Source organism: Salmonella sp. 32100201201700099SM (genome assembly GCF_017572645.1).
GTDB lineage: Bacteria > Pseudomonadota > Gammaproteobacteria > Enterobacterales > Enterobacteriaceae > Salmonella > Salmonella enterica.
This window is the reverse complement of sequence record NZ_JAGERQ010000009.1, coordinates 85,382-109,264: the sequence shown is the minus strand read 5'-3', so window position 1 is coordinate 109,264 and position 23,883 is coordinate 85,382. Positions and strand designations below refer to the sequence as shown.

The 23,883-nt window shown below is 54.0% G+C and carries 21 protein-coding genes; 14 read left to right on the top strand and 7 right to left on the bottom strand.

The window, feature by feature from the left end; genetic code table 11:
• The first annotated feature begins 133 nt into the window (after positions 1 to 133).
• A complete protein-coding gene (gene lpdA, locus J4685_RS15565; protein ID WP_011232969.1) occupies positions 134 to 1,558 on the top strand; it encodes a dihydrolipoyl dehydrogenase in 1,425 nt (474 codons plus the stop codon).
• Between the two features lie 288 nt (positions 1,559 to 1,846).
• Complete coding sequence (locus J4685_RS15560) at positions 1,847 to 2,131, top strand: outer membrane protein (RefSeq protein ID WP_000765363.1); 285 nt, start codon at positions 1,847 to 1,849, stop codon at positions 2,129 to 2,131.
• 37 nt (positions 2,132 to 2,168) lie between these two features.
• Here J4685_RS15560 and J4685_RS15555 read toward each other — a convergent pair whose 3' ends face one another.
• A complete protein-coding gene (locus J4685_RS15555; RefSeq protein ID WP_000757452.1) occupies positions 2,169 to 2,960 on the bottom strand; it encodes a DUF2950 family protein in 792 nt (263 codons plus the stop codon).
• Positions 2,961 to 2,972: 12 nt separating this feature from the next.
• Positions 2,973 to 4,601 carry a DUF3300 domain-containing protein gene (locus J4685_RS15550; protein ID WP_000174540.1) on the bottom strand — a complete coding sequence of 543 codons (1,629 nt, stop codon included), beginning with the start codon at positions 4,599 to 4,601 and terminating at the stop codon, positions 2,973 to 2,975.
• A 388-nt stretch (positions 4,602 to 4,989) separates the two neighbouring features.
• On the opposite strand from J4685_RS15550, the gene acnB reads away from it, so the two are divergent.
• The 6 genes from acnB to J4685_RS15520 all read left to right on the top strand — a co-directional run bounded on the left by acnB (position 4,990) and on the right by J4685_RS15520 (position 12,343).
• Positions 4,990 to 7,587, top strand: a complete 2,598-nt coding sequence (gene acnB / locus J4685_RS15545) for a bifunctional aconitate hydratase 2/2-methylisocitrate dehydratase (protein WP_000888968.1) — start codon at positions 4,990 to 4,992, stop codon at positions 7,585 to 7,587.
• A 187-nt stretch (positions 7,588 to 7,774) separates the two neighbouring features.
• On the top strand, positions 7,775 to 8,137 hold the full coding sequence (gene yacL, locus J4685_RS15540) for a protein YacL (protein WP_000384313.1): 363 nt from the start codon (positions 7,775 to 7,777) through the stop codon (positions 8,135 to 8,137).
• A gap of 234 nt (positions 8,138 to 8,371) precedes the next feature.
• Positions 8,372 to 9,325: a 2-keto-3-deoxygluconate permease 1 gene (locus J4685_RS15535; RefSeq protein ID WP_001022089.1), complete on the top strand. Its 954-nt coding sequence runs from the start codon at positions 8,372 to 8,374 to the stop codon at positions 9,323 to 9,325.
• Positions 9,322 to 10,593: a D-threonate kinase gene (gene dtnK / locus J4685_RS15530; RefSeq protein ID WP_000782192.1), complete on the top strand. Its 1,272-nt coding sequence runs from the start codon at positions 9,322 to 9,324 to the stop codon at positions 10,591 to 10,593. The genes J4685_RS15535 and dtnK overlap by 4 nt, the downstream gene beginning before the upstream one ends.
• Positions 10,583 to 11,566: a D-threonate 4-phosphate dehydrogenase gene (locus J4685_RS15525; RefSeq protein WP_000448745.1), complete on the top strand. Its 984-nt coding sequence runs from the start codon at positions 10,583 to 10,585 to the stop codon at positions 11,564 to 11,566. Before dtnK ends, J4685_RS15525 begins: the two co-directional genes overlap by 11 nt.
• Before the next feature lie 9 nt (positions 11,567 to 11,575).
• Entirely contained in the window at positions 11,576 to 12,343 is a 768-nt protein-coding gene (locus J4685_RS15520) for a DeoR/GlpR family DNA-binding transcription regulator (RefSeq protein WP_000678254.1), read from the top strand.
• A gap of 29 nt (positions 12,344 to 12,372) precedes the next feature.
• On the opposite strand, the gene speD is transcribed toward J4685_RS15520, so the two are convergent.
• From speD to J4685_RS15505, 3 genes are all read right to left on the bottom strand, one after another.
• Complete coding sequence (gene speD, locus J4685_RS15515; RefSeq protein ID WP_000734294.1) at positions 12,373 to 13,167, bottom strand: adenosylmethionine decarboxylase; 795 nt, start codon at positions 13,165 to 13,167, stop codon at positions 12,373 to 12,375.
• A 20-nt stretch (positions 13,168 to 13,187) separates the two neighbouring features.
• Complete coding sequence (speE, locus tag J4685_RS15510) at positions 13,188 to 14,048, bottom strand: polyamine aminopropyltransferase (protein WP_000829966.1); 861 nt, start codon at positions 14,046 to 14,048, stop codon at positions 13,188 to 13,190.
• Between the two features lie 106 nt (positions 14,049 to 14,154).
• The gene (locus J4685_RS15505) at positions 14,155 to 14,502 is read right to left on the bottom strand and encodes a YacC family pilotin-like protein (protein ID WP_000846613.1); all 348 of its coding nucleotides are present in this window, start codon (positions 14,500 to 14,502) and stop codon (positions 14,155 to 14,157) included.
• 201 nt (positions 14,503 to 14,703) lie between these two features.
• On the opposite strand from J4685_RS15505, the gene cueO reads away from it, so the two are divergent.
• On the top strand, positions 14,704 to 16,314 hold the full coding sequence (gene cueO, locus J4685_RS15500; protein ID WP_000946054.1) for a multicopper oxidase CueO: 1,611 nt from the start codon (positions 14,704 to 14,706) through the stop codon (positions 16,312 to 16,314).
• A 77-nt stretch (positions 16,315 to 16,391) separates the two neighbouring features.
• Here the strand turns inward: cueO and J4685_RS15495 are convergent, their stop codons facing one another.
• Positions 16,392 to 18,782: a glucose/quinate/shikimate family membrane-bound PQQ-dependent dehydrogenase gene (locus J4685_RS15495; protein WP_000829740.1), complete on the bottom strand. Its 2,391-nt coding sequence runs from the start codon at positions 18,780 to 18,782 to the stop codon at positions 16,392 to 16,394.
• Between the two features lie 205 nt (positions 18,783 to 18,987).
• Here J4685_RS15495 and hpt point away from each other — a divergent pair, with 205 nt between their 5' ends.
• On the top strand, positions 18,988 to 19,524 hold the full coding sequence (hpt, locus tag J4685_RS15490) for a hypoxanthine phosphoribosyltransferase (RefSeq protein ID WP_000683338.1): 537 nt from the start codon (positions 18,988 to 18,990) through the stop codon (positions 19,522 to 19,524).
• Positions 19,525 to 19,581: 57 nt separating this feature from the next.
• Here the strand turns inward: hpt and can are convergent, their stop codons facing one another.
• Complete coding sequence (gene can / locus J4685_RS15485) at positions 19,582 to 20,244, bottom strand: carbonate dehydratase (protein WP_000651590.1); 663 nt, start codon at positions 20,242 to 20,244, stop codon at positions 19,582 to 19,584.
• Positions 20,245 to 20,352: 108 nt separating this feature from the next.
• Here can and J4685_RS15480 point away from each other — a divergent pair, with 108 nt between their 5' ends.
• The 4 genes from J4685_RS15480 (at position 20,353) to J4685_RS15465 (ending at position 23,882) form a co-directional block, all read left to right on the top strand.
• Positions 20,353 to 21,279: an ABC transporter ATP-binding protein gene (locus tag J4685_RS15480; RefSeq protein ID WP_000150616.1), complete on the top strand. Its 927-nt coding sequence runs from the start codon at positions 20,353 to 20,355 to the stop codon at positions 21,277 to 21,279.
• Entirely contained in the window at positions 21,276 to 22,046 is a 771-nt protein-coding gene (locus tag J4685_RS15475; RefSeq protein WP_000983418.1) for an ABC transporter permease, read from the top strand. Before J4685_RS15480 ends, J4685_RS15475 begins: the two co-directional genes overlap by 4 nt.
• 104 nt (positions 22,047 to 22,150) lie before the next feature.
• The gene (locus J4685_RS15470; RefSeq protein ID WP_000901968.1) at positions 22,151 to 22,591 is read left to right on the top strand and encodes a PTS sugar transporter subunit IIA; all 441 of its coding nucleotides are present in this window, start codon (positions 22,151 to 22,153) and stop codon (positions 22,589 to 22,591) included.
• Positions 22,592 to 22,652: 61 nt separating this feature from the next.
• Positions 22,653 to 23,882 carry a polysaccharide deacetylase family protein gene (locus J4685_RS15465; RefSeq protein WP_000245322.1) on the top strand — a complete coding sequence of 410 codons (1,230 nt, stop codon included), beginning with the start codon at positions 22,653 to 22,655 and terminating at the stop codon, positions 23,880 to 23,882.
• Position 23,883 lies beyond the last annotated feature (1 nt).

The window sequence follows — 23,883 nt, the reverse complement described above, 5'->3', positions numbered from 1 at the left end:
AAGCGATAATTCGTGATCCGTTTGTTGTTTCAAAATTGTTAACAATTTTGTAAGATACGGGCGGATAGAACGACCCGGTGGATGATGGGCGATCAAGTACCCCGGACCGCCGGATACAAATAAAGAGGTCATGATGAGTACTGAAATCAAAACTCAGGTCGTGGTACTTGGGGCGGGCCCGGCAGGCTATTCTGCCGCTTTCCGTTGCGCTGATTTAGGTCTGGAAACCGTAATTGTAGAACGCTACAACTCCCTTGGCGGTGTTTGTCTGAACGTCGGCTGTATCCCTTCTAAAGCGCTGCTGCACGTAGCAAAAGTTATCGAAGAAGCCAAAGCGCTGGCTGAACACGGTATCGTCTTCGGTGAGCCGAAAACCGATATCGACAAGATTCGTACCTGGAAAGAGAAAGTGATCACGCAGCTGACCGGCGGTCTGGCGGGTATGGCCAAAGGCCGTAAGGTGAAAGTGGTCAACGGTCTGGGTAAATTCACCGGGGCGAACACCCTGGAAGTTGAAGGCGAAAACGGCAAAACCGTGATCAACTTCGACAACGCGATCATCGCGGCAGGTTCTCGTCCGATCCAATTACCGTTTATTCCGCATGAAGACCCGCGCGTATGGGATTCTACCGACGCTCTGGAACTGAAAGAAGTGCCGAAGCGTATGCTGGTCATGGGCGGCGGTATCATCGGTCTGGAAATGGGTACCGTATACCACGCACTGGGTTCAGAGATTGACGTGGTTGAAATGTTCGACCAGGTTATCCCGGCGGCTGATAAAGACATCGTTAAAGTCTTCACCAAGCGCATCAGCAAGAAATTCAACCTGATGCTGGAAACCAAAGTGACTGCCGTTGAAGCGAAAGAAGACGGTATCTACGTTTCGATGGAAGGCAAAAAAGCCCCGGCTGAAGCGCAGCGTTATGATGCGGTTCTGGTAGCGATCGGTCGTGTGCCGAACGGTAAAAACCTCGACGCGGGCAAAGCAGGCGTGGAAGTTGACGACCGTGGCTTTATCCGCGTGGACAAACAGCTGCGCACCAACGTGCCGCACATCTTCGCTATCGGCGATATCGTCGGTCAGCCGATGCTGGCGCACAAAGGCGTTCACGAAGGTCACGTTGCCGCTGAAGTTATCGCCGGTAAGAAACACTACTTCGATCCGAAAGTTATCCCGTCTATCGCGTACACCGAGCCAGAAGTGGCATGGGTTGGCCTGACCGAGAAAGAAGCGAAAGAAAAAGGCATCAGCTATGAAACCGCCACCTTCCCGTGGGCAGCTTCTGGCCGTGCTATCGCTTCTGACTGCGCAGACGGTATGACCAAACTGATTTTCGACAAAGAATCTCACCGTGTGATCGGCGGGGCGATTGTCGGCACCAACGGCGGCGAGCTGCTGGGTGAAATCGGTCTGGCGATCGAAATGGGCTGTGACACGGAAGATATCGCGCTGACCATCCATGCTCACCCGACTCTGCATGAGTCCGTGGGCCTGGCTGCTGAAGTGTTCGAAGGTAGTATTACCGACCTGCCGAACCCGAAAGCGAAGAAGAAATAATCTTCTGTAGGTGGCAATGCGCCACCCGATACAGAAAAGCGGCTTTACAGCCGCTTTTTTTATGCATGGCAAATCAGATGTGTCAAATGATGGCGAAGGATAACGAAACCGCAAAATTTATCTTTTCCGCAGCAGTACGTTTTTCAAATCTTATGCCGTCGGTAGTGCCTTTGTCTGTCATTTTCGACCAACTAATTGTTTCGTAAGAAATACCTCTCCTTACTTTGTCATCCCCCTGAAACTAGTAACGCTATAAAATAATATAGAGCTAATTATTAGGTTTGATATATGAAACTTTTTCTGACAACAGCAGCGCTAACTGCGACCTTGATTTCCGGCATGGCATTTGCCAGCGATCCCGTCATCCCCTGGGCGACTAACAGCGGCGGTACGGAAAGCACGCATATTGCGGCAATGGGCGAGGATTTGAATGCGCAGCATCAGCAGATCACCCACACGCATGAAGGCGTATGGGCGGCCAATTCCGGCAGCATTCAGGCTGATGAAGCCGCGCTGACCAGCAACAAGCCGCCGGTACAAGGCCACCCGGAATTGATGCCGCATCAGGGCTAATGATCACGGCCTGGCGATAACGCCAGGCGCTTACGGGTTATTCGGCGACCTGCCACTGCGCGTCTGGCGCAAAACGCGTGATAGCCTGAACTTTACTCTCCGTCTCCTTGCCTAAATCCGCCTGATAAATACGATCGTCCTGGTTGACCATAAAACTCATCACCCCGGTTTCGCCGTAATGCATCGGCCAGGCCAGAAGCGCCGCGCCGTGACCGTCGTTATCGCTGATAATACGGAAATGGTAGCCGTGGTAACCCTCGTCTGGCGCTGCGGGACTAAAGTTTGGGCCTAACGGACTGGGGACGTCGCCTGCTTTGGTTGGCCAGTACAGGCCATCTTTTTGGCCTTCGCTACTGATTATCCTGTGCGCCCAGCGATGGTTTTGTAAGTAATAGTCCTGCTGCGCATCAACGTAAGCATGCATGGCCTGTAAGGTAGAAAGTTCATTTCGCCCAATAGTACGGGTGAGGATCTCATTTCCGGCTGCCGCCATATCAAAGCGCCAGCCGCCAGTCTCTTTCACCATGGGCACCGGGAGCTGCCAGTCTTCTCGTCCGACATTCAGGTGCGCCGTATTGTCTTTTTGTACAATGCGATGGCCTTCGCGCCAGTCACGATTGAAGCGGGCCACGGCCTCGGGATCGGCACCTTCCGGCGGCAGAAATTGCCGCCAGTCATCGCCCAGTAGCGCGGTAAGCTGCGTTTCGTTTTTTCCGGCTACCGCCGCGGCGAAGGCGCTGGCGGCCGCTTCCGGGGAGGGGAACCGTTCCTGCGCGTAGCCCAGCAAGGGTAACGACAGTAACAGAGCGCTTAACATAACCTTTTTCATTATCTGCTCCGGTTAACGGCGATGAAATTCATGATGTTCAGAAAAATGTTCCCGCGCGGCGGCGCGTTGCTCGGTGTTTAAGTGACTGCCGCGACGGCTTTCCAGGCCGCGTAGCTGTTGCGATTGCCATGACGGCGATCGACTGTCGTTCCCGCTAAACACATTGGCGTGCATATTCTGGCGAAATGCCTGACGCTGCTGCGGCGTAGAGGATTCAATACGCTGGCGGGCGGTGTCTCTCTGCTGCTGTGAAACAGGGTGCTGCTGGGCTTTAGCCTTCAGCTCGGAACGATGCTGCTGCGTGGTGGATTTATTCAGTGTCTGCTGCGCCGCCTCGCGACGACTGCTGTTTTGTGTTCCGTCATAGCCACGGTAATTATTACGCTGGGCAATTTGATTTAACTGCTGCGATGCCGCTTTGCGCTGGGCATCGCGGGTGCCTGGCGCTGGCAAAGAAGCGTTCGCCGTATGGCTGCGCTGTTGGAATTGCGTCATGGCCGCCTGGCGCTGACTGTCGCGAGACACTGGCGCTTGCTGCGTTGTGCTTAACCCGCCGCTAACATTGGTGGGATGGAACCGTTGCGCAACGGTATTATTCGGATAGGGGACGCCATTGCGCCAGGCGGGATTATGCTGCCAGCCCATCGTTTGGCCCGGCAGGTTTTGCCCGGATATCCGGTTGAAATTATTGACATTGATGTTGATATTATCGCCATTATGTTGATAACCGTTACCACCATGATGGTAATCATCATCATGATGGTCGTCGTCATGGTGGTGATGATCGTCGTCATCCCAGTCTATGCTGCTGAACAACGCATAGGTGGTGGCGACGCCCAGACTATAACCAAAACCTTTAACAAAACTATCGGCAAACTGCTGCCCCGGAGGGGGCGGTAAATACACCGGCGGATAAGCGGTATTGGGCCAGGCGCCATACACCGTCGCGGGGTTATAGTTCGGCACGTACACCACCTGCGGATTCGCGGGTTCAATTTTGATGACGGTCGACGGTGTCGCTGGCGTACTGGCGGATGTGGTGGTGGTTGTTGTCGTCGTGACGGCGGTAGAAGCGCTGGACTTCGGCACGCTGGTGACGGTTTGCTGCGGCGTTGATTTTAGCGAACCGGTTTGTTGAGCGAGCAGACGCAACCTTTGCACCGCATCCATCACATCCTGTGGCTGGGCTAAGAACGCATCGCCCAGGTTTTGCACCCATTGCGGATTCTCGCCCATAAGCGCCATCAACTGGGGAAAGGCGACCAGCGATTTGACGCTGGGGTCCCACGGTTGGCTGGCCACCGCCTGAATAGCGGCATCGCCTTGCAGCGTGGGGTTATCCCGCGACCACTGGACGGCCTGAACCACGTTCGCCGGGTAGGTGGAGGCCATGAGCACCTGAGAAAGCAGGGCATCGGGATAAAGCGCGACAGGCGAGACCCATTGATCAATTTGCGCAGTGGTAAAGGTCGTTTTCGCGACAGGCGCGGGCACAGCGGTCTGCGTTTGCTCAGGGGCGGGAGTCGCCGCCTGCGCGGGCGCTTCGGGAGCGCGGCTTTTAACATACAGTACGCCCGAAGCGGCAAATAACCCGGCACTGCACACAAGGGCAATGAGATGGGGTTTAAAGGGCAACGTCATTTTATCTCTCCCGATTCCCGAGAATCGCTATGGTCATTATGCCTGCCGCCGACGGGGTGCAGTTTCGCGTGAGTATAAAGGGACGATAGTTTAATTTTTAGCTAATGTTGGGATCGGTAACGTTACGTGACGATCAAAGCACGAAATGAGATAAGCATTTATGGCTGCAGCTCCCGTCTCAGTAGAGCATTAGACCATCCTTAACGATTCAGCCACTTTTTTATGTTGCTTTTTTGTAAACAGATTAACACTTAAAGAAAATCCTGTTATTGTGCCTTATGCGGTACCGGGCATTTACCCTACTAACTACTGTCTCACAGGAGCGTGAAGAGAATCGCCCATCAACAAAAGCGCCGCATTATGACAATGAGAGCGAGGAGATATCGTCGTGCTAGAAGAATACCGTAAGCACGTAGCTGAGCGTGCTGCCCAGGGGATTGTGCCAAAACCTTTAGACGCAACCCAAATGGCTGCGCTTGTCGAGCTGCTGAAGACCCCGCCTGTGGGCGAAGAAGAATTCCTGTTAGACCTGTTGATCAACCGCGTTCCTCCTGGCGTAGATGAAGCCGCTTATGTTAAAGCCGGTTTTCTCGCTGCTGTCGCGAAAGGCGACACCACCTCCCCGCTGGTCTCCCCAGAAAAAGCCATTGAACTGCTGGGCACCATGCAGGGTGGTTACAACATTCATCCGCTGATTGATGCGCTGGACGATGTGAAACTGGCGCCGATTGCGGCCAAAGCGCTGTCCCACACCCTGCTGATGTTCGATAACTTCTACGACGTAGAAGAGAAAGCCAAAGCGGGCAATGAATACGCCAAACAGGTGATGCAATCCTGGGCCGACGCCGAATGGTTCCTGAGCCGTCCGCCGCTGGCGGAAAAAATCACCGTCACCGTTTTCAAAGTGACCGGCGAAACGAATACCGACGATCTCTCTCCGGCGCCGGATGCGTGGTCGAGACCGGATATCCCGTTACATGCGCAGGCGATGCTGAAAAACGCCCGTGAAGGCATTGAGCCGGATCAGCCAGGCGTTGTCGGCCCCATCAAACAAATCGAAGCATTGCAGAAAAAAGGCTACCCGCTGGCCTACGTGGGTGACGTGGTGGGCACCGGTTCTTCCCGTAAATCCGCGACCAACTCCGTGCTGTGGTTCATGGGCGATGACATCCCGAACGTGCCGAACAAGCGCGGCGGCGGTCTGTGCCTCGGCGGCAAAATTGCGCCTATCTTCTTTAACACCATGGAAGATGCGGGCGCGCTGCCGATTGAAGTTGACGTTTCTAACCTGAATATGGGCGATGTGATTGACGTCTACCCGTACAAAGGCGAAGTACGCAATCATGAAACCGGCGAACTGCTGGCAACCTTCGAACTGAAAACCGACGTGCTGATTGACGAAGTGCGTGCCGGTGGTCGTATTCCGCTGATTATCGGCCGTGGCCTGACCACCAAAGCGCGTGAAGCGCTGGGGCTGCCGCACTCAGACGTTTTCCGTCAGGCAAAAGACGTGGCGGAAAGCAGCCGTGGCTTCTCGCTGGCACAGAAAATGGTCGGTCGCGCCTGTGGTGTGAAAGGTATCCGTCCGGGCGCGTACTGCGAACCGAAAATGACCTCCGTCGGTTCTCAGGATACGACCGGCCCGATGACCCGCGACGAGCTGAAAGACTTGGCCTGTCTGGGATTCTCCGCCGATCTGGTGATGCAGTCCTTCTGCCACACCGCAGCCTATCCGAAGCCGGTTGACGTCACCACGCACCACACGCTGCCAGACTTCATTATGAACCGCGGCGGTGTCTCTCTGCGTCCGGGCGACGGCGTGATCCACTCCTGGCTGAACCGTATGCTGCTGCCGGATACCGTCGGTACCGGCGGTGACTCCCATACCCGTTTCCCGATCGGTATCTCCTTCCCGGCGGGTTCTGGTCTGGTGGCGTTTGCCGCCGCGACCGGCGTGATGCCGCTGGATATGCCGGAATCGGTGCTGGTGCGCTTCAAAGGCAAAATGCAGCCGGGCATCACCCTGCGCGATCTGGTCCACGCCATCCCGCTGTACGCCATCAAACAGGGCCTGCTGACCGTTGAGAAGAAAGGCAAGAAAAACATCTTCTCTGGCCGCATCCTGGAAATCGAAGGTCTGCCGGATCTGAAAGTCGAGCAGGCGTTTGAGCTGACCGATGCTTCCGCCGAGCGTTCCGCTGCGGGTTGTACCATCAAGCTGAACAAAGAGCCGATCGTTGAATACCTGACCTCCAACATCGTCCTGCTGAAGTGGATGATTGCGGAAGGCTACGGCGACCGTCGTACGCTGGAACGTCGTATCCAGGGCATGGAAAAATGGCTGGCGGACCCGCAGCTGCTGGAAGCCGATGCCGACGCGGAATACGCGGCGGTGATCGACATCGATCTGGCGGATATCAAAGAGCCAATCCTCTGTGCGCCGAACGATCCGGACGACGCGCGTCTGCTGTCTGACGTGCAGGGCGAGAAGATCGACGAAGTGTTCATCGGTTCCTGCATGACCAACATCGGCCACTTCCGTGCTGCCGGTAAGTTGCTGGATAGCCACAAAGGCCAGTTGCCAACCCGCCTGTGGGTAGCGCCGCCAACCCGTATGGACGCCGCGCAGCTCACGGAAGAGGGCTACTACAGCGTGTTCGGGAAGAGCGGTGCGCGTATTGAGATCCCTGGCTGTTCCCTGTGTATGGGTAACCAGGCGCGAGTGGCTGACGGTGCAACGGTGGTTTCCACTTCTACCCGTAACTTCCCGAACCGTTTAGGTACCGGTGCGAACGTCTTCCTGGCTTCTGCGGAGCTGGCGGCGGTGGCAGCGCTGATCGGCAAACTGCCGACGCCGGAAGAGTATCAGACCTATGTGGCGCAGGTGGATAAAACAGCGGTAGATACCTACCGTTATCTGAACTTTGACCAGCTTTCTCAGTACACCGAGAAAGCGGACGGCGTGATTTTCCAGACTGCGGTGTAATTTGCCTGACGGCGTCAGGCTTACCATGTCTACGCCTCTTATTGCCCGGTGGCGGCTACGCTTACCGGGCCTACAAAACCCATCGCAACTGCGGTGGGTTTTTATTTTCATTCCGCCTGCTGTTCCCGCTTTTTTTCTTCTCCGCTGCTGCGATAATGACTGTAAGGGCTTTGCAGAGGAACACATTATGGATTACGAATTTCTGCGCGATGTGACCGGACGGGTTTTGGTACGAATGTCGATGGGCCACGAGGTGGTCGGTCACTGGTTTAATGAAGAGGTTAAAGACAACCTCTCGCTACTGGATGAAGTAGAACAAGCCGCGCGTACGGTCAAAGGCAGCGAACGTTCCTGGCAACGAGCGGGGCATGAGTACACGATCTGGATAGACGGCGAAGAAGTGATGATTCGCGCCAATCAGCTGGATTTTTCCGGCGATGAGATGGAAGAGGGGATGAGTTATTACGATGAAGAGAGTTTATCCCTGTGCGGCATGGAGGATTTTCTGCGGGTCGTCGCCGCGTATCGGGAATTCGTCAGTAAAGCCTGACCCTCTCTTCGTTATTGTCCCGCAACGCCAGTCGACGGACAGTTGGGGGCGGTAGTGGAAACGAAATCACCACACATTCCAGCCGGGAGTATCCCGGCTTTTTTATAGCAGAATGATTTTTTGATTTTTATTAATCATTTTAAAACTGTGATCTGACGCGTTCGTGATCTTAATTTGATTGAATATAATCGTTATGATTTTATTCAATCACAACAAGCAACAGGCGGTAAGACCATGAACATCAAAAAAGCAATAGAGCGCGTACCCGGCGGCATGATGGTCGTACCGCTCGTTATTGGCGCAGTCATTAACACCTTCGCCCCGCAGGCGCTTGAGATCGGCGGTTTTACCACCGCCTTATTTAAAAACGGCGCGGCGCCGCTAATTGGCGCTTTTCTGCTGTGTATGGGAGCCGGTATCAGTGTGAAAGCTGCGCCCCAGGCGTTATTGCAGGGCGGGACGATTACGCTCACCAAGTTGCTTGTCGCCATCGGCATTGGCCTGGGCGTGGAGCATCTTTTCGGCGCGGAGGGTATTTTTGGCCTGAGCGGCGTGGCGATTATCGCGGCGATGAGCAATTCGAATGGCGGACTTTATGCTGCGCTGGTAGGCGAATTCGGCAATGAGCGCGACGTCGGCGCTATCTCTATTTTGTCTCTTAATGATGGCCCTTTCTTTACGATGATTGCGCTGGGCGCGGCAGGGATGGCGAACATTCCCATTATGGCGCTGGTGGCGGTGCTGGTTCCGCTGGTTGTCGGCATGATCCTCGGCAATCTTGATCCTCATATGCGCGATTTTTTGACCAAAGGCGGCCCGCTGCTCATTCCTTTCTTTGCTTTTGCGCTGGGGGCGGGCATCAATCTGGAAATGTTACTACAAGGCGGACTTGCCGGAATTCTGCTCGGCGTGCTGACAACGTTCGTTGGCGGTTTCTTTAATATTCGCGCAGATCGTCTGGTTGGCGGAACTGGCATTGCCGGGGCGGCGGCCTCCAGCACCGCGGGTAATGCCGTTGCGACGCCGCTGGCTATTGCGCAGGCCGACCCTTCGCTCGCCGAGGTGGCCGCTGCTGCCGCTCCGCTGATTGCCGCCTCGGTGATCACCACGGCAATCCTGACGCCAGTGTTGACCTCCTGGGTTGCGAAAAAACAGGCGCGTCAGGCTTCTTTGGAGAAAAACGCATGAAAATGATAGTTATCGCCGATGATTTTACCGGATCGAATGATACCGGCGTCCAGTTGGCGAAGAAGGGGGCGAGAACGGAAGTCATGTTGAGCGCGTCGCAAAAACCGTCCCGCCGCGCCGATGTGTTAGTCATTAACACCGAAAGCCGGGCGATGCCCGCAGATCAGGCGGCATCTGCCGTTTATGCCGCGCTTTCCCCGTGGTGTGAGACATCGCCAGCGCCGCTGGTGTACAAAAAAATCGACTCCACATTTCGCGGTAATATCGGCGCCGAAGTGACGGCGGCCATGCGCGCCAGTCAGCGAAAACTGGCCGTTATCGCCGCCGCGATCCCTGCGGCCGGACGCACGACGCTCGAAGGAAAATGTCTGGTTAATGGCGTCCCGCTACTGGAAACCGAATTTGCCAGCGATCCGAAAACGCCCATTGTCTCTTCCCGTATTGCCGAGATAGTGGCGTTGCAAAGTGAGATCCCTGTGTATGAAGTCTTTTTACAGGATGTCCGACGCGGCGGGTTAAGCGCCTTACTTACGGCTTATGCGGCTGAGGGCGAAGGGATTATCGTCGTGGATGCGGTAGAAGAGCGGGACCTGACGTTGATTGCGCAAGCGGCGTGCGAACAACCGTCGATGCCGCTGCTCGTCGGCGCAGCTGGTCTGGCGAATGCGTTGCCGGTTGAACTTTTTATGCAAGACCGGCAGCGGCTACCGGTACTGGTGGTAGCCGGTTCGATGAGCGAAGCCACGCGACGTCAGGTGGATAATGCGCTGTGCCGGGGACGTGCGGAGGTCGTGGATATCGATGCCGCGCGCATGGTGTCGGATAGCGCGGAACAGGAAATCGCGTCTGTCGTAGAGCAGGCCTGCGCGCTGTTAAGTCAGCATCGACATACGATTTTACGCACCAGCCGTCGCGCAGAAGATCGACAGTTAATCGACGCGCTGTGCGAAAAATCCGCGATGAGCCGTCAGCAATTGGGCGAGCGACTGAGCCAGCGGCTTGGCGTCGTCACGTTAAACATTATCGAGCAGGCGCGGATTGGCGGGCTGTTTCTGACCGGCGGCGATATCGCTACCGCCGTCGCCGGCGCGCTTGGCGCTGAAGGTTATCGCATTCAGAGCGAGGTGGCGCCCTGTATTCCCTGTGGAACGTTTGTAAACAGCGAAATTGACGATCTGCCGGTCATTACCAAAGCGGGCGGATTCGGTTCAGACAGTACGTTGTGTGACGCGCTTTATTATATTGAGGAGATGTATTGTGGAGACTAAAACCGTTGCCATTACTATGGGCGATCCCGCGGGCATTGGGCCGGAAATTATTGTTAAAGCGCTAAGCGAAGACGGTCTCAACGGCGCGCCGCTGGTGGTTATTGGATGCCTCGCAACGTTGAAACGTTTACAGGCGAAGGGCATCACGCCGAACGTCGAGTTACGGGCCATTGAACGGGTCGCCGAAGCACGTTTTGCGCCCGGCATCATTCATGTGATTGATGAGCCGCTGGCGCAGCCGGAGGCGCTGGAGGCCGGGAAAGTTCAGGCGCAGGCGGGGGATTTAGCGTATCGCTGCGTGAAGCGCGCCACCGAGTTAGCGTTACGGGGCGACGTACAGGCTATCGCTACCGCGCCGCTGAATAAAGAGGCGCTGCATCTGGCGGGGCACAACTATCCGGGCCATACCGAGCTGCTCGCGACCCTGACCCATAGCCGCGATTACGCGATGGTACTTTACACCGATAAACTAAAAGTGATTCACGTTTCAACGCATATCGCGCTACGTAAATTCCTTGATACGTTAAGTACTGCACGTGTCGAAACGGTGATTGGTATTGCTGATACTTTCCTCAAGCGTGTGGGTTACGTTAAACCGCGTATCGCCGTGGCAGGCGTGAACCCTCATGCGGGCGAGAATGGCCTGTTTGGCGATGAAGAAACGCGTATCCTGACGCCAGCCATTACCGATGCCCGTGCAAAAGGTATGGACGTTTATGGGCCGTGCCCGCCGGATACTGTATTTCTCCAGGCTTATGAGGGGCAGTATGATATGGTGGTGGCGATGTATCATGACCAGGGGCATATCCCGTTGAAATTGCTTGGTTTTTATGATGGCGTGAATATCACCGCGGGGCTGCCGTTTATCCGGACCTCTGCCGATCATGGCACCGCATTTGATATCGCCTGGACGGGAAAAGCAAAATCTGAGAGCATGGCCGTATCGATCAAACTGGCAATGCAACTGGCATAATTCCCTGTTATGAAAGGACAACACCGTCTGGATCTCATTGTGGCGTATCTGAAAAACCATACGCTGGTTACGGTAGAACAGCTGGTTGAGGCGGTTGACGCATCGCCAGCCACTATCCGTCGCGATTTGATCAAGCTGGATGAGCAGGGCGTGATCAGCCGTAGTCATGGCGGCGTGGCGCTGCGGCGTTTTGAACCCGCCCAGCCCACCACCAATGAAAAACAACTGCGATCGCCCGCTGAAAAACGGGCGATCGCACGCGTTGCCGCATCGCTGGTGAATGCTGGCGATGCCGTCGTGCTGGATGCCGGTACGACAATGATGGAGCTGGCGAAATGCTTAACCCATCTTCCGCTGCGGGTCATCACCGTCGATCTGCATATTGCGCTGTTTTTAGCTGAGTTCCGGCAAATTGAAGTGACGATTGTCGGCGGTCGTATCGATGACAGCAGTCAGTCCTGTATCGGTGAGCATGGGCGTAAGCTGTTGCGCAGCGTGTATCCGAACATCGCGTTTATGAGCTGTAATTCATGGGGGGTAAAAACGGGCGTGACGACCCCAACGGAAGATAAGGCCGGGCTTAAACAGGAGATTATTGCTAATGCGCAGCGCAAAGTGTTGCTGGCGGACAGCAGTAAGTATGGCGCACATTCGCTCTTTAATGTGGTGCCGCTTGAGCGCTTTAATGACGTGATTACCGACGTCAATCTGCCGCCGTCAGCGCAGGTTGAACTGAAAGGGCGCGCTTTTGCGCTAACGCTGGTGCAGCCGGAGTGACAGCGCCGTCAGGCGCTGTCAGTGATGAATCAGACCGCAGAAATATTGCGGCCGTAGTAAATCTCGCGCATCTCTTTCCACAGCGCGGCGGTGATCTGCTGGCGTTCTGTTTCAGTGAGATCTTCCGGTTTGGTGTGAAACATGTAGTGCTTAAGATCGAACTCTTTAAGCAGCATCTTGGTATGGAAAATATTTTCCTGATACACGTTTACATCCACCATGTCATACAGCGATTTCATATCTTCCGACATAAAATTCTGAATGGAATTAATCTCATGATCGATAAAGTGCTTCATACCGTTGACGTCGCGGGTAAAGCCGCGCACGCGGTAATCGATGGTGACAATATCGGACTCTAGCTGGTGGATCAGGTAATTGAGCGCTTTTAGCGGTGAAATCACCCCGCAGGTTGACACTTCGATGTCGGCGCGAAAGGTACAAAGCCCGCCTTCCGGATGGCTTTCCGGATAGGTATGCACACAGATATGGCTCTTATCGAGGTGCGCCACCACGGTTTCCGGCAGCGGGCCGGGATGTTCGGTTTGGTCGATAAGTTTCGGGTCGACTGGCTCTTCGCTCACCAGAATCGTGACGCTGGCGCCCTGGGGTTCATAATCCTGACGGGCGATGTTCAGGATGTTCGCGCCGATAATGGAGCAGGTCTCCGACAGGATCTCGGTCAGTCGGTTGGCGTTATAGAGTTCATCGATATAGGCGATATAGCCATCGCGCTCTTCTGCGGTTTTGGCGTAGCAGATATCGTAAATACAAAAACTCAGGCTTTTCGTCAGATTGTTAAAGCCATGCAGTTTCAGCTTTTTCAATTTTTATCACCTCCTTAACGTCACTGTGCGGACAGTGCGTCATGTAGATATTGCGGTAGCGCAAATGCAGCGGCATGAATAGCCGGGTTGTAATAGCGACATTTGAGGCCGGCGGCATGAAAACGCGCCTGAATAATTTCGCTCGACAGGTGACGAAGAGCATCGTTGTCCGTCGCCCAGGCGAAGGTCATGATGCCGCCGTAATAGGTCGGAATCGCCGCCTGGTAGAAGCCGACATCGCTGAAGTAATGACTCAGCTTGCGGTGGCTGTCGATCGCTTCATCCTGTTGCAGGAAGCACACGCCGTTCTGGGCGACAAAAATGCCGCCCGGATTCAGGCAACGCTTACAGCCTTCATAAAAGGCGGAGGTAAACAGGCTTTCGCCGGGGCCTATCGGATCGGTACAGTCGGAAATGATTACATCAAAGGTCTGATGGGTCTGATTGACGAAATTCACGCCGTCGTCGATTACCAGCGTAAAGCGCGGATCGTCGTAGCTGCCGGCATTGTGGTTGGGTAAATACTGGCGGCAAAACGAGACTACGCCAGCGTCGATCTCCACCATGGTGATGGTTTCGACGTTTTTATGCCGGGTAACTTCACGTAGCATTGCGCCGTCGCCGCCGCCGATAATCAGAACGTGTTTCGCATGACCGTGCGCCAGCAGCGGGACGTGGGTCATCATTTCATGATAAATAAACTCGTCGCGTTCGGTGGTCTGTACCACGCCGTCCAGCGCCATCACGCGGCCAAAAGCGGCGTTTTCAAAGATGATTAAATCCTGGTGATCGGTTTTTTCATGATACAGAACGTTGTCTACGGCAAAGTACTGACCAAACTGGTCGTGTAGCGTTTCATGCCACATCGTATTTTCGGCCATTGGCTGATACCTCCATTGTTAACACCCGTAAAAAAAGGGCGCAACATCATAGCTAACAATGACCGTGGATGCACGGTCATTATTTCAGCAATAGGATCGCGGAGGATTATTTAACGTAGGCTAACAGGCTCAGAGAATCGCGGGCCAGAGCTTTGCATTTTTTAGCGACCGGAATGCCGATGCCGCTAAGATCGCGGTAGCTGTCTTCGCCCAACGATTTCATATCGAAGGTGTCGTAGTTACTCAGGTCCCACTGATTTTGCTGGGCAAAAAAGACCAGCGCACGGCGAATCTGACTGTTGGGTAAATTTTGGTAACCACAGTCATTTTTCAGAAAAACGAAAACCGCCGTTAAATCGGCCATATCTTCAGCTTCGGATTCAGTAAGCGCATAGCTATTTGCGCATAAGGCCATCAGGCTGCCAAACAACACGGGTCTGAAAAACGTCTTCATTGCTTCTACCACGGCATCAGGGAAAGTCAACGTTAGCATACTGAGAACGTAGCGACGACTTTTATTATCAGGATTGGTCGCGGCGTTTTCATTCTTGTTGTATTGCTGTCAGGAACGGTAAAGACGTGTTGCTGGCTTGACCTTCCCGTTAGGGCAGGGTCTAAGCTTAGACACCCGCCTGTTCATTATAAGGAAATGATTATGTTACGCCGTGATTTCTTAAAATATTCAGTGGCGCTGGGGGTTGCATCAGCGCTGCCGCTGTGGAGCCGCGCCGCTTTTGCCGCCGAACGTCCCGCGTTGCCTATTCCTGACCTGTTAACGGCAGATGCGAGCAACCGTATGCAGTTAATTGTTAAAGCCGGACAGTCGACATTCGCCGGTAAGAACGCGACAACCTGGGGCTACAACGGTAATTTGCTGGGGCCAGCGGTACAGCTTCACAAAGGAAAAAGCGTGACCGTTGATATCCATAACCAACTGGCCGAAGACACGACGCTTCACTGGCATGGCCTGGAGATTCCGGGCATCGTCGACGGCGGCCCGCAGGGGATTATTCCCGCTGGCGGAACCCGCACGGTGACGTTTACGCCGCAGCAACGCGCCGCGACCTGCTGGATTCATCCGCACAAACACGGCAAAACCGGGCGCCAGGTGGCGATGGGCCTTGCCGGACTGGTGCTGATTGAAGATGACGAGATTCGCAAATTGCGCCTGCCGAAACAGTGGGGCATCGACGATGTACCGGTGATCATTCAGGACAAACGCTTCTCCGCCGATGGCCAGATTGATTATCAACTGGATATTATGACCGCCGCCGTCGGCTGGTTTGGCGATACGCTGCTGACCAATGGCGCTATCTATCCGCAGCATTCCGCGCCGAAAGGCTGGCTACGTCTGCGCTTGCTGAATGGCTGTAATGCGCGTTCGCTGAATATCGCCGCCAGCGATAATCGCCCGCTTTATGTGATCGCCAGCGACGGCGGCCTGCTGGCGGAGCCGGTGAAAGTCACTGAACTGCCGTTATTAATGGGCGAGCGTTTTGAAGTGCTGGTGGATATCAGCGACGGGAAAGCCTTTGACCTGGTGACGCTGCCGGTCAGCCAGATGGGAATGGCGATCGCTCCGTTTGATAAACCGCATCCGGTGATGCGTATCCAGCCGCTGCGGATTACCGCCTCCGGTACGCTGCCGGATACGTTGACGACGATGCCGGCGTTGCCGTTGCTGGAAGGGCTGACGGTGCGCAACCTGAAACTGTCGATGGATCCGCGCCTTGATATGATGGGGATGCAAATGCTGATGAAGAAATATGGCGCTCAGGCGATGAGCGGTATGGATCATGACAGCATGAACGCGCATATGCAGGGCGGCAATATGGGGCATGGCGAGATGGATCATGGCAACATGGATCACAGCGGGATGAATCATGGCGCGATGGGCAATATGAATCACGGCGGAAAATTCGACTTCCATAACGCTAACTTTATCAACGGCCAGGTCTTCGATATGAACAAACCGATGTTCGCGGCGCAAAAAGGCCGACATGAACGTTGGGTGATTTCCGGCGTGGGCGACATGATGCTGCATCCTTTCCATATTCACGGCACGCAGTTCCGTATTCTGTCAGAGAATGGCAAAGCGCCAGCGGCGCACAGAACGGGCTGGAAGGATACGGTACGCGTTGAGGGCGGCATCAGCGAAGTGCTGGTCAAGTTCGATCACGACGCGCCGAAGGAACATGCCTATATGGCGCACTGTCATCTGTTAGAACATGAAGATACGGGAATGATGTTAGGATTTACGGTCTAATCGATGTCTGCGACGCAGGCCGGGTAAGGCGAAACCGCCACCCGGCACAATGCCCGGCATACGCCGGGCATTAATGGTTATTTCGCGTCGTCAGGCAAAGCATAGGCCACGATATAGTCGCCTATCTTCGTACCAAACGAACCGTGGCCTCCGGCAGAAACGACCACGTACTGCTTACCGTTTACCTCATAGGTCATCGGCGTTGCCTGGCCTCCGGCGGGTAAACGTCCCTGCCACAGTTTTTCCCCGTTGCTCATGTTATAAGCGCGCAGGTAGTTGTCGGCGGTCGCGGCGATAAACAACACGTTACCGGCGGTTGAGATTGGCCCGCCGAGCATGGGCATCCCCATGTTGAACGGCACCGGAACCGGCATCGGGAACGGCATACTGTCGCGCGGCGTCCCTATACGTTTCTTCCACACGATTTCATTGGTCTTCAGATCCAACGCGGAAATGTAGCCCCAGGCCGGTTGTTTACACGGCAAACCAAACGGCGAAAGGAACGGATTCAGCGTGACGCCGAACGGTACGCCGTACTGCGGCTGAATACCCGCTTCTGTACCGGTACCTTTCGCGTCTTTCGGCGGTTCCATTGGATTACCCGGGCCGCGTGGGATCAGCTTCGAGACAAACGGCAGCGCCATCGGGTTAGCGATAGCGACCTGACGGTCTGGATCGACGGAAATACCGCCCCATTCAAACATCCCCAGGTTGCCAGGGAAGACCAATGTCCCCTGCTCGGATGGCGGGGTGAAGATACCTTCATAGCGCAACTGGTGGAACATAACGCGGCACACCAGTTGGTCGAACATGGTCGCGCCCCACATATCCGCGCCGGAGAGATCTTTTTTCGGGCGGAAGGTTAAATCAGAGAACGGCTGAGTTTTGGCGACATAATCGCCTTTTGCCGCGCCCTGCGGGACCGGTTTTTCCGGAGCGGGCACGACCAGCTCGCCATTACGTCTGTCCAGCACAAAGATATTACCGGTTTTCGCTGGCGCATAGATAACCGGAACGGTAGTACCGTCAACGGTAATATCCGCCAGCGTCGGCTGTGCCGGCAGGTCCATATCCCACAGATCGTGATGGACGGTCTGATAACTCCAGGCCAGTTTCCCGGTGGTGGCATTCAGCGCCAGGATGGAGCTGGCATAACGTTCCTGCTCCGGCGTGCGGTTACCGCCCCAGATATCCGGCGTGGTCACGCCCATCGGCAGATAGACCAGATCCAGTTTCGCATCATAGGCGGCAGGCGCCCAGGAGTTCGGCGAGTTAAAGGTAAAAGCGTGCTCATCGGCTGGAATCGCGTTCGGATCTTTCGCCCCAGGATCGAAGGCCCACAGTAGTTTACCGCCATTAACATCAAAACCACGGATAACGCCGGACGTTTCGCGAGTAGAGAAGTTATCCGTGACCGAACCGGCAATGACAATCGTTTTATCGGTGATAATCGGCGGCGACGTCGGTTCATACAGTCCCGGCGTGGTGTCCGGCATATTGGTTTGCAGATTCAGGACGCCTTTGTTGGCGAAGGTTTCACACAGCTTGCCGGTTTCGGCATTCACCGCGAAAAGGCGACCGTCATTGACCGGAAGGATAATGCGGCGCGGACAGTCGGCGATGACCTCCGGCGAGGCGGTATCCGTTTTGGCCTCATGATAAGAGACGCCGCGGCAGGTCACATGCTGGAAAGACGAATCGGTCTTCAACTGAGGATCAAAATGCCACTTCTCTTTACCGCTGGCGGCGTCCAGCGCGAACAGACGCTGGTGAGCTGTACACAGATAAAGCGTATCGCCGACTTTAATCGGGGTCACTTCGTTGGTGATTTCACCCGGATCGTTGGGTTGTTTCAGATCGCCGGTGCGGAAGACCCACGCTTCTTTCAGTTGGTGAACGTTATCCGCAGTGATCTGTTTCAGCGGCGAATAGCGTTGGCCTTCCTGATTACGTCCATAGGCCGGCCAGTCTTCGTCGGCGATCGACGAACTTGTTGCGGTGGGCGTGGCGTCGGCGCGAAGCGTACCGTTGATCTCCTGCGGGTCGTTGAAGCCGGCCCAGGTCAGAATGCCGCCGCTAATCAGCAGCGCCACGACCAGCGCCGCCACTGCGCCACTGGAAGGAACCACCAGCCGATGCCAGACAAACGGTAATATTAGCCAGATGCCGAAAAACACCAGGATATCGCTACGCGGCGTGAGCGCCCAGAAGTCGAACCCGACTTCCCACACGCCCCAAATCATTGTCGCCAGCAGCAGGGCGGCATACAGCCACAGCGCGGCACGTTTACTGCGCCATAGCAATCCGGCCACAACCAGCATCACGAGGCCCGCGATGGGGTAGTACCAGGAACCGCCAATAGCAACCAGCCAGACACCTCCGATAAGAAGATACAGCCCACAAAGTGCTGCAAAGAGGGCCGTCAGCGTCACGAGTAATCGTGGCGATCGTGCGTTATTTTCTGCCATAAAAAGACACCATCCCAAATTGTTAATTTTTTAGTAGCAATTAAGTATAGGAATTAACATGTGTGATCGTCATCACAAAATGAGCTTTCTTATCAAATGCCGCGAATGAATACGTTTGCTGTTATACTGCGTGCCTTGCGCGTCAATGCGGCGTTATTAGTCACCGGCATTGAGTGATTTGTTTTTAAATCATATGGTTATAAATATGAAACATACTGTTGAAGTCATGATCCCCGAAGCGGAGATCAAAGCACGTATTGCCGAGCTGGGTCGTCAGATTACCGAACGTTATAAAGACAGCGGCAGTGAAATGGTGCTGGTAGGTCTGTTGCGTGGCTCATTTATGTTTATGGCGGACCTGTGCCGTGAAGTTCAGATTCCTCATGAAGTCGATTTTATGACCGCCTCCAGTTATGGTAGCGGTATGTCCACCACCCGCGACGTGAAAATCCTCAAAGATCTGGACGAGGATATTCGTGGTAAAGACGTGCTGATTGTCGAAGACATTATTGATTCCGGTAATACGCTGTCGAAGGTCCGTGAAATCCTGGGCCTGCGCGAGCCGAAATCGCTGGCGATTTGTACGCTGCTGGATAAACCGTCTCGTCGCGAAGTGGACGTGCCGGTTGAGTTCGTTGGCTTTTCGATTCCGGACGAATTTGTAGTCGGTTACGGTATCGACTACGCCCAGCGTTATCGCCATCTACCGTATGTTGGTAAAGTGGTGCTGCTGGACGAGTAAGCGCAGAAATGCCGGATGGCGTCGCTAAAGCGACTTATCCGGCCTATAGCTAATGGCTTATTGGTGGGGAATGTATTTCAGACTTAGGGCGGAGATACCCTTATGATAGCCGTTCTCCAGCGTTTTTTTGTTGGTGGCGGTGACGTCAAGATCGCGCAGCAGGCCATCATTGATACTGTACGCCCAGCCGTGAATGGTCACATTCTGCCCGCGTTTCCACGCTGACTGCATAATGGTGGAATGCCCCAGGTTATAGACCTGCTCCATGACGTTCAATTCATAGAGCGCGTCCAGACGTTGCTCTTCGGGCATTTTTCCCAACAGCGAGCTATGTTTAAGCCAGATGTCGCGGATATGCAGCAGCCAGTTATTAATCAAGCCCAGCTCAGGGTTTTCTACCGCAGCCTTGATACCGCCGCAACCGGAGTGGCCGCAAATGATAATATGCTCAACTTCCAGAACATCAACCGCATACTGAACCACGGAGAGACAGTTCAGATCGGTGTGAATAACCAGGTTAGCCACATTACGGTGAACAAACAATTCGCCCGGTTCAAGCCCGGTTAAACGCTCTGCGGGAACGCGGCTGTCGGAACATCCAATCCATAGAAAGCGCGGTTTTTGCGCTTGCGCCAGTTTCTCAAAAAATCCGGGGTCCTCTTCCACCAGCATTTTTGACCATAGTGCATTGTTGCTGATGAGTGTATCTATGTCTTTCATGGAAGTTAACGACCTGTAACCAAATAAGTGCGTTGGGCTAATATAGGGCAACTCCGTAATTATTTAAACCATATATAAAGTGTAAGAACGTAAAGTAAGTGAGAATTTATGACCATTGCGCTGGAACTTCAACAACTTAAAAAAACCTATCCCGGCGGCGTTCAGGCGCTGCGCGGCATAGATTTGCAGGTCGAAGCGGGGGATTTTTACGCGCTTTTGGGGCCAAATGGAGCAGGGAAATCGACCACCATCGGTATTATCAGCTCATTGGTTAATAAAACGTCCGGGCGCGTTAACGTTTTTGGTTACGACCTGGAAAAAGACGTGGTTAACGCCAAGCGACAGCTTGGACTGGTGCCACAGGAGTTTAACTTTAACCCGTTTGAAATGGTGCAACAGATCGTAGTGAATCAGGCCGGTTATTACGGCGTGGAACATAAAGAGGCAGTTTTACGTAGCGAAAAGTATTTAAAACAGCTCGATCTGTGGGAAAAACGTAATGAACGCGCGCGGATGCTGTCCGGTGGGATGAAACGCCGCCTGATGATCGCCCGCGCGCTGATGCATGAGCCTAAGTTATTGATTCTCGATGAGCCGACGGCGGGCGTCGATATCGAATTGCGTCGCTCAATGTGGGGGTTCCTGAAAGATTTAAACGCCAAAGGCACCACCATTATTCTCACCACCCACTATCTGGAAGAGGCAGAAATGCTGTGCCGCAATATCGGTATTATTCAGCACGGCGAGCTGGTGGAAAATACCTCCATGAAAAATCTGCTTTCAAAGCTGAAATCGGAGACGTTTATTCTGGATTTAGCGCCAAAAAGCCCGCTACCTAAGCTTACGGGTTATCAATATCGTCTGGTGGATACCTCGACTCTGGAGGTGGAAGTGTTACGCGAGCAGGGGGTTAACAGCGTCTTTAGCCAACTGAGCGAGCAGGGGGTTCAGGTATTAAGTATGCGTAATAAAGCCAACCGTCTGGAAGAACTGTTTGTGTCGCTGGTGCATGAAAAACAAGGAGATCGCGCATGATGCAGCTTTACTGGGTTGCCCTTAAAAGCATCTGGGCGAAAGAGATCCACCGCTTTATGCGGATCTGGGTGCAAACGCTGGTGCCGCCTGTCATCACCATGACGCTCTATTTTATTATTTTCGGTAACCTGATTGGTTCGCGCATCGGCGAAATGCATGGCTTTAGCTATATGCAATTTATTGTGCCGGGCCTGATCATGATGGCGGTCATTACTAACTCCTACGCCAATGTGGCCTCCTCGTTCTTTAGCGCCAAGTTTCAGCGCAATATTGAGGAACTGCTGGTCGCGCCGGTGCCAACGCACGTGATCATCGCCGGATTTGTCGGCGGCGGCGTGGCGCGCGGGCTGTGCGTGGGGATTCTGGTGACGGCGATTTCGCTCTTTTTCGTGCCTTTCCAGGTGCATTCCTGGGTATTTGTCGCGCTAACGCTGATTCTGACCGCGATTCTGTTCTCGCTGGCCGGACTGCTGAACGCCGTGTTTGCCAAAACCTTTGACGATATCAGTCTGATCCCGACCTTTGTGCTGACGCCGCTGACCTACCTCGGCGGGGTATTTTACTCGCTGACGCTGCTGCCGCCGTTCTGGCAAGGGCTGTCGCACCTGAACCCGATCGTCTACATGATCAGCGGTTTCCGTTATGGTTTTCTGGGTATCCATGATGTGCCGCTGGTGACAACGTTTGGCGTACTGGTGATCTTTATCGCTGCTTTCTATCTGCTGTGTTGGTCGCTGATCCAGCGCGGACGCGGTTTGCGTAGCTGATACGATTCTCCTCTTCTCCTGGAGGGAAGAGGAGACTTTTGACGGCTGTCATCATTCCTGATTGGTAACCCTGATAAACTACTTGCCTGCTAAGGAGGTAGGCTATGTTAGGTTGGGTGATTACCTGCCATGACGATCGTGCACAGGATATGCTTGATCGCCTGGAGAGAAAAAATGGTCCGCTGGCGCAATGCCGGGCGGTCAATTTTTGGCGCGGTCTGAGCTCAAACATGCTGAGCCGCATGATGTGTGATGCCCTCCATGCCACCGATTCTGGTGAAGGCGTGATATTTTTAACCGACATTTCCGGCGCGACGCCTTATTGTGTAGCGTCGCTGATGAGCCATAAACATCCTCAATGTGAAGTTATTTCAGGCATTAGCTATTCATTGATAGAGGAAATGATTCCTTTGCGAGAGTCGATGAGCAGTTCAGCATTTCGCGACCAGATTGTCGCGCTTGGCGCGCCGGATGTCACCAGTCTCTGGCATCAGCAGCAGAAAAATCCGCCTTTTGTATTGCTGCATGATTTGTATGAGTTTTGATCAATACCATTGACGACGCTTTTGCTACAATAACGGCGTTTTTTCGCCTCGGTTATGATATATGGTTATGCGCGTTGTTCTTATCTTGCTGTTCTTTTTCGCCGGTAATGTGTTGGCTGCCTTGCCCGCTCGTTATATGCAAACGACGAAAGATGCCGCCATCTGGTCGCAGATTGGCGACAAAATGGTGACCGTAGGGAATATCCGCGCCGGACAAATTCTTTCCGTAACGCCTGTTGCGGTTGATTATTATGCCTTTAAATTTGGCTTCGGTGTGGGGTTTATCGATAAAGGCCATCTGGAACCCGTGCAGGGAAAACAAAAAGTGGAAGATGGGCTGGGCGATCTTAACAAGCCGCTCAGCAATCAGAATCTGGTGACCTGGAAGGACACGCCGGTGTATAACGCGCCGGACATCAGTAGCGCCCCGTTTGGCGTATTGGTGGATAATTTGCGTTACCCCATTATTAGCAAGCTGAAAGGCCGGCTACATCAAACCTGGTATCAGATCCGTATTGGCGACAGGCTGGCTTATGTCAACGCCATGGATGCGCAGGAAGACAACGGCATTCCGATTTTGACCTATCATCACATTTTACGTGATGAAGAGAATACCCGTTTTCGCCATACCTCCACCACGACTTCGGTTCGGGCATTCAGCAACCAAATGACCTGGCTTCGCGATCGCGGCTATGCCACGTTGACGATGTACCAACTGGAGGATTACATCTATAACCGCGCTAATTTCCCGGCGCGCGCGGTGGCTATCACCTTTGATGATGGCCTTAAATCGGTGAGTCGCTATGCATATCCGGTATTAAAGCAGTATGATATGAAAGCGACGGCATTTATTATCTCATCGCGTATTAAGCGCCATCCGCAAAAATGGAATCCCAGGTCGCTGCAATTTATGAGCGTGTCCGAATTGCGCAAGATAAGCGATGTTTTTGATTTTCAGTCGCATACCCATTTTTTACACCGGGTAGACGGGCATCGCCGCCCGATTTTATATAGCCGCAGCTACCATAATATTCTGTTTGATTTTGAACGCTCGCGGCGGGCGCTCACACAGTTTACTCCGCACGTATTTTATCTTTCTTATCCCTTTGGCGGCTATAACGCGACCGCGATCAAAGCAGCAAAAGACGCCGGTTTCCATCTGGCGGTCACCACGGTGAGAGGGAAGGTGAAGCCGGGAGATAATCCGATGCTGCTCAAAAGGCTGTATATTTTACGCACAGATTCGCTGGAAACGATGTCGCGGCTGATAGTCAATCAGCCGCAGGGGTAGT

Coding starts and splice junctions, on each gene's coding strand:
- lpdA (WP_011232969.1), top strand. CDS start 134: ATGAGTACTGAAATCAAAACTCAGGTCGTGGTACTTGGGGCGGGCCCG.
- J4685_RS15560 (WP_000765363.1), top strand. CDS start 1,847: ATGAAACTTTTTCTGACAACAGCAGCGCTAACTGCGACCTTGATTTCC.
- J4685_RS15555 (WP_000757452.1), bottom strand. CDS start 2,960: ATGAAAAAGGTTATGTTAAGCGCTCTGTTACTGTCGTTACCCTTGCTG.
- J4685_RS15550 (WP_000174540.1), bottom strand. CDS start 4,601: ATGACGTTGCCCTTTAAACCCCATCTCATTGCCCTTGTGTGCAGTGCC.
- yacL (WP_000384313.1), top strand. CDS start 7,775: ATGGATTACGAATTTCTGCGCGATGTGACCGGACGGGTTTTGGTACGA.
- J4685_RS15535 (WP_001022089.1), top strand. CDS start 8,372: ATGAACATCAAAAAAGCAATAGAGCGCGTACCCGGCGGCATGATGGTC.
- dtnK (WP_000782192.1), top strand. CDS start 9,322: ATGAAAATGATAGTTATCGCCGATGATTTTACCGGATCGAATGATACC.
- J4685_RS15520 (WP_000678254.1), top strand. CDS start 11,576: ATGAAAGGACAACACCGTCTGGATCTCATTGTGGCGTATCTGAAAAAC.
- speE (WP_000829966.1), bottom strand. CDS start 14,048: ATGGCCGAAAATACGATGTGGCATGAAACGCTACACGACCAGTTTGGT.
- J4685_RS15505 (WP_000846613.1), bottom strand. CDS start 14,502: ATGAAGACGTTTTTCAGACCCGTGTTGTTTGGCAGCCTGATGGCCTTA.
- cueO (WP_000946054.1), top strand. CDS start 14,704: ATGTTACGCCGTGATTTCTTAAAATATTCAGTGGCGCTGGGGGTTGCA.
- J4685_RS15495 (WP_000829740.1), bottom strand. CDS start 18,782: ATGGCAGAAAATAACGCACGATCGCCACGATTACTCGTGACGCTGACG.
- hpt (WP_000683338.1), top strand. CDS start 18,988: ATGAAACATACTGTTGAAGTCATGATCCCCGAAGCGGAGATCAAAGCA.
- can (WP_000651590.1), bottom strand. CDS start 20,244: ATGAAAGACATAGATACACTCATCAGCAACAATGCACTATGGTCAAAA.
- J4685_RS15480 (WP_000150616.1), top strand. CDS start 20,353: ATGACCATTGCGCTGGAACTTCAACAACTTAAAAAAACCTATCCCGGC.
- J4685_RS15475 (WP_000983418.1), top strand. CDS start 21,276: ATGATGCAGCTTTACTGGGTTGCCCTTAAAAGCATCTGGGCGAAAGAG.
- J4685_RS15470 (WP_000901968.1), top strand. CDS start 22,151: ATGTTAGGTTGGGTGATTACCTGCCATGACGATCGTGCACAGGATATG.
- J4685_RS15465 (WP_000245322.1), top strand. CDS start 22,653: ATGGTTATGCGCGTTGTTCTTATCTTGCTGTTCTTTTTCGCCGGTAAT.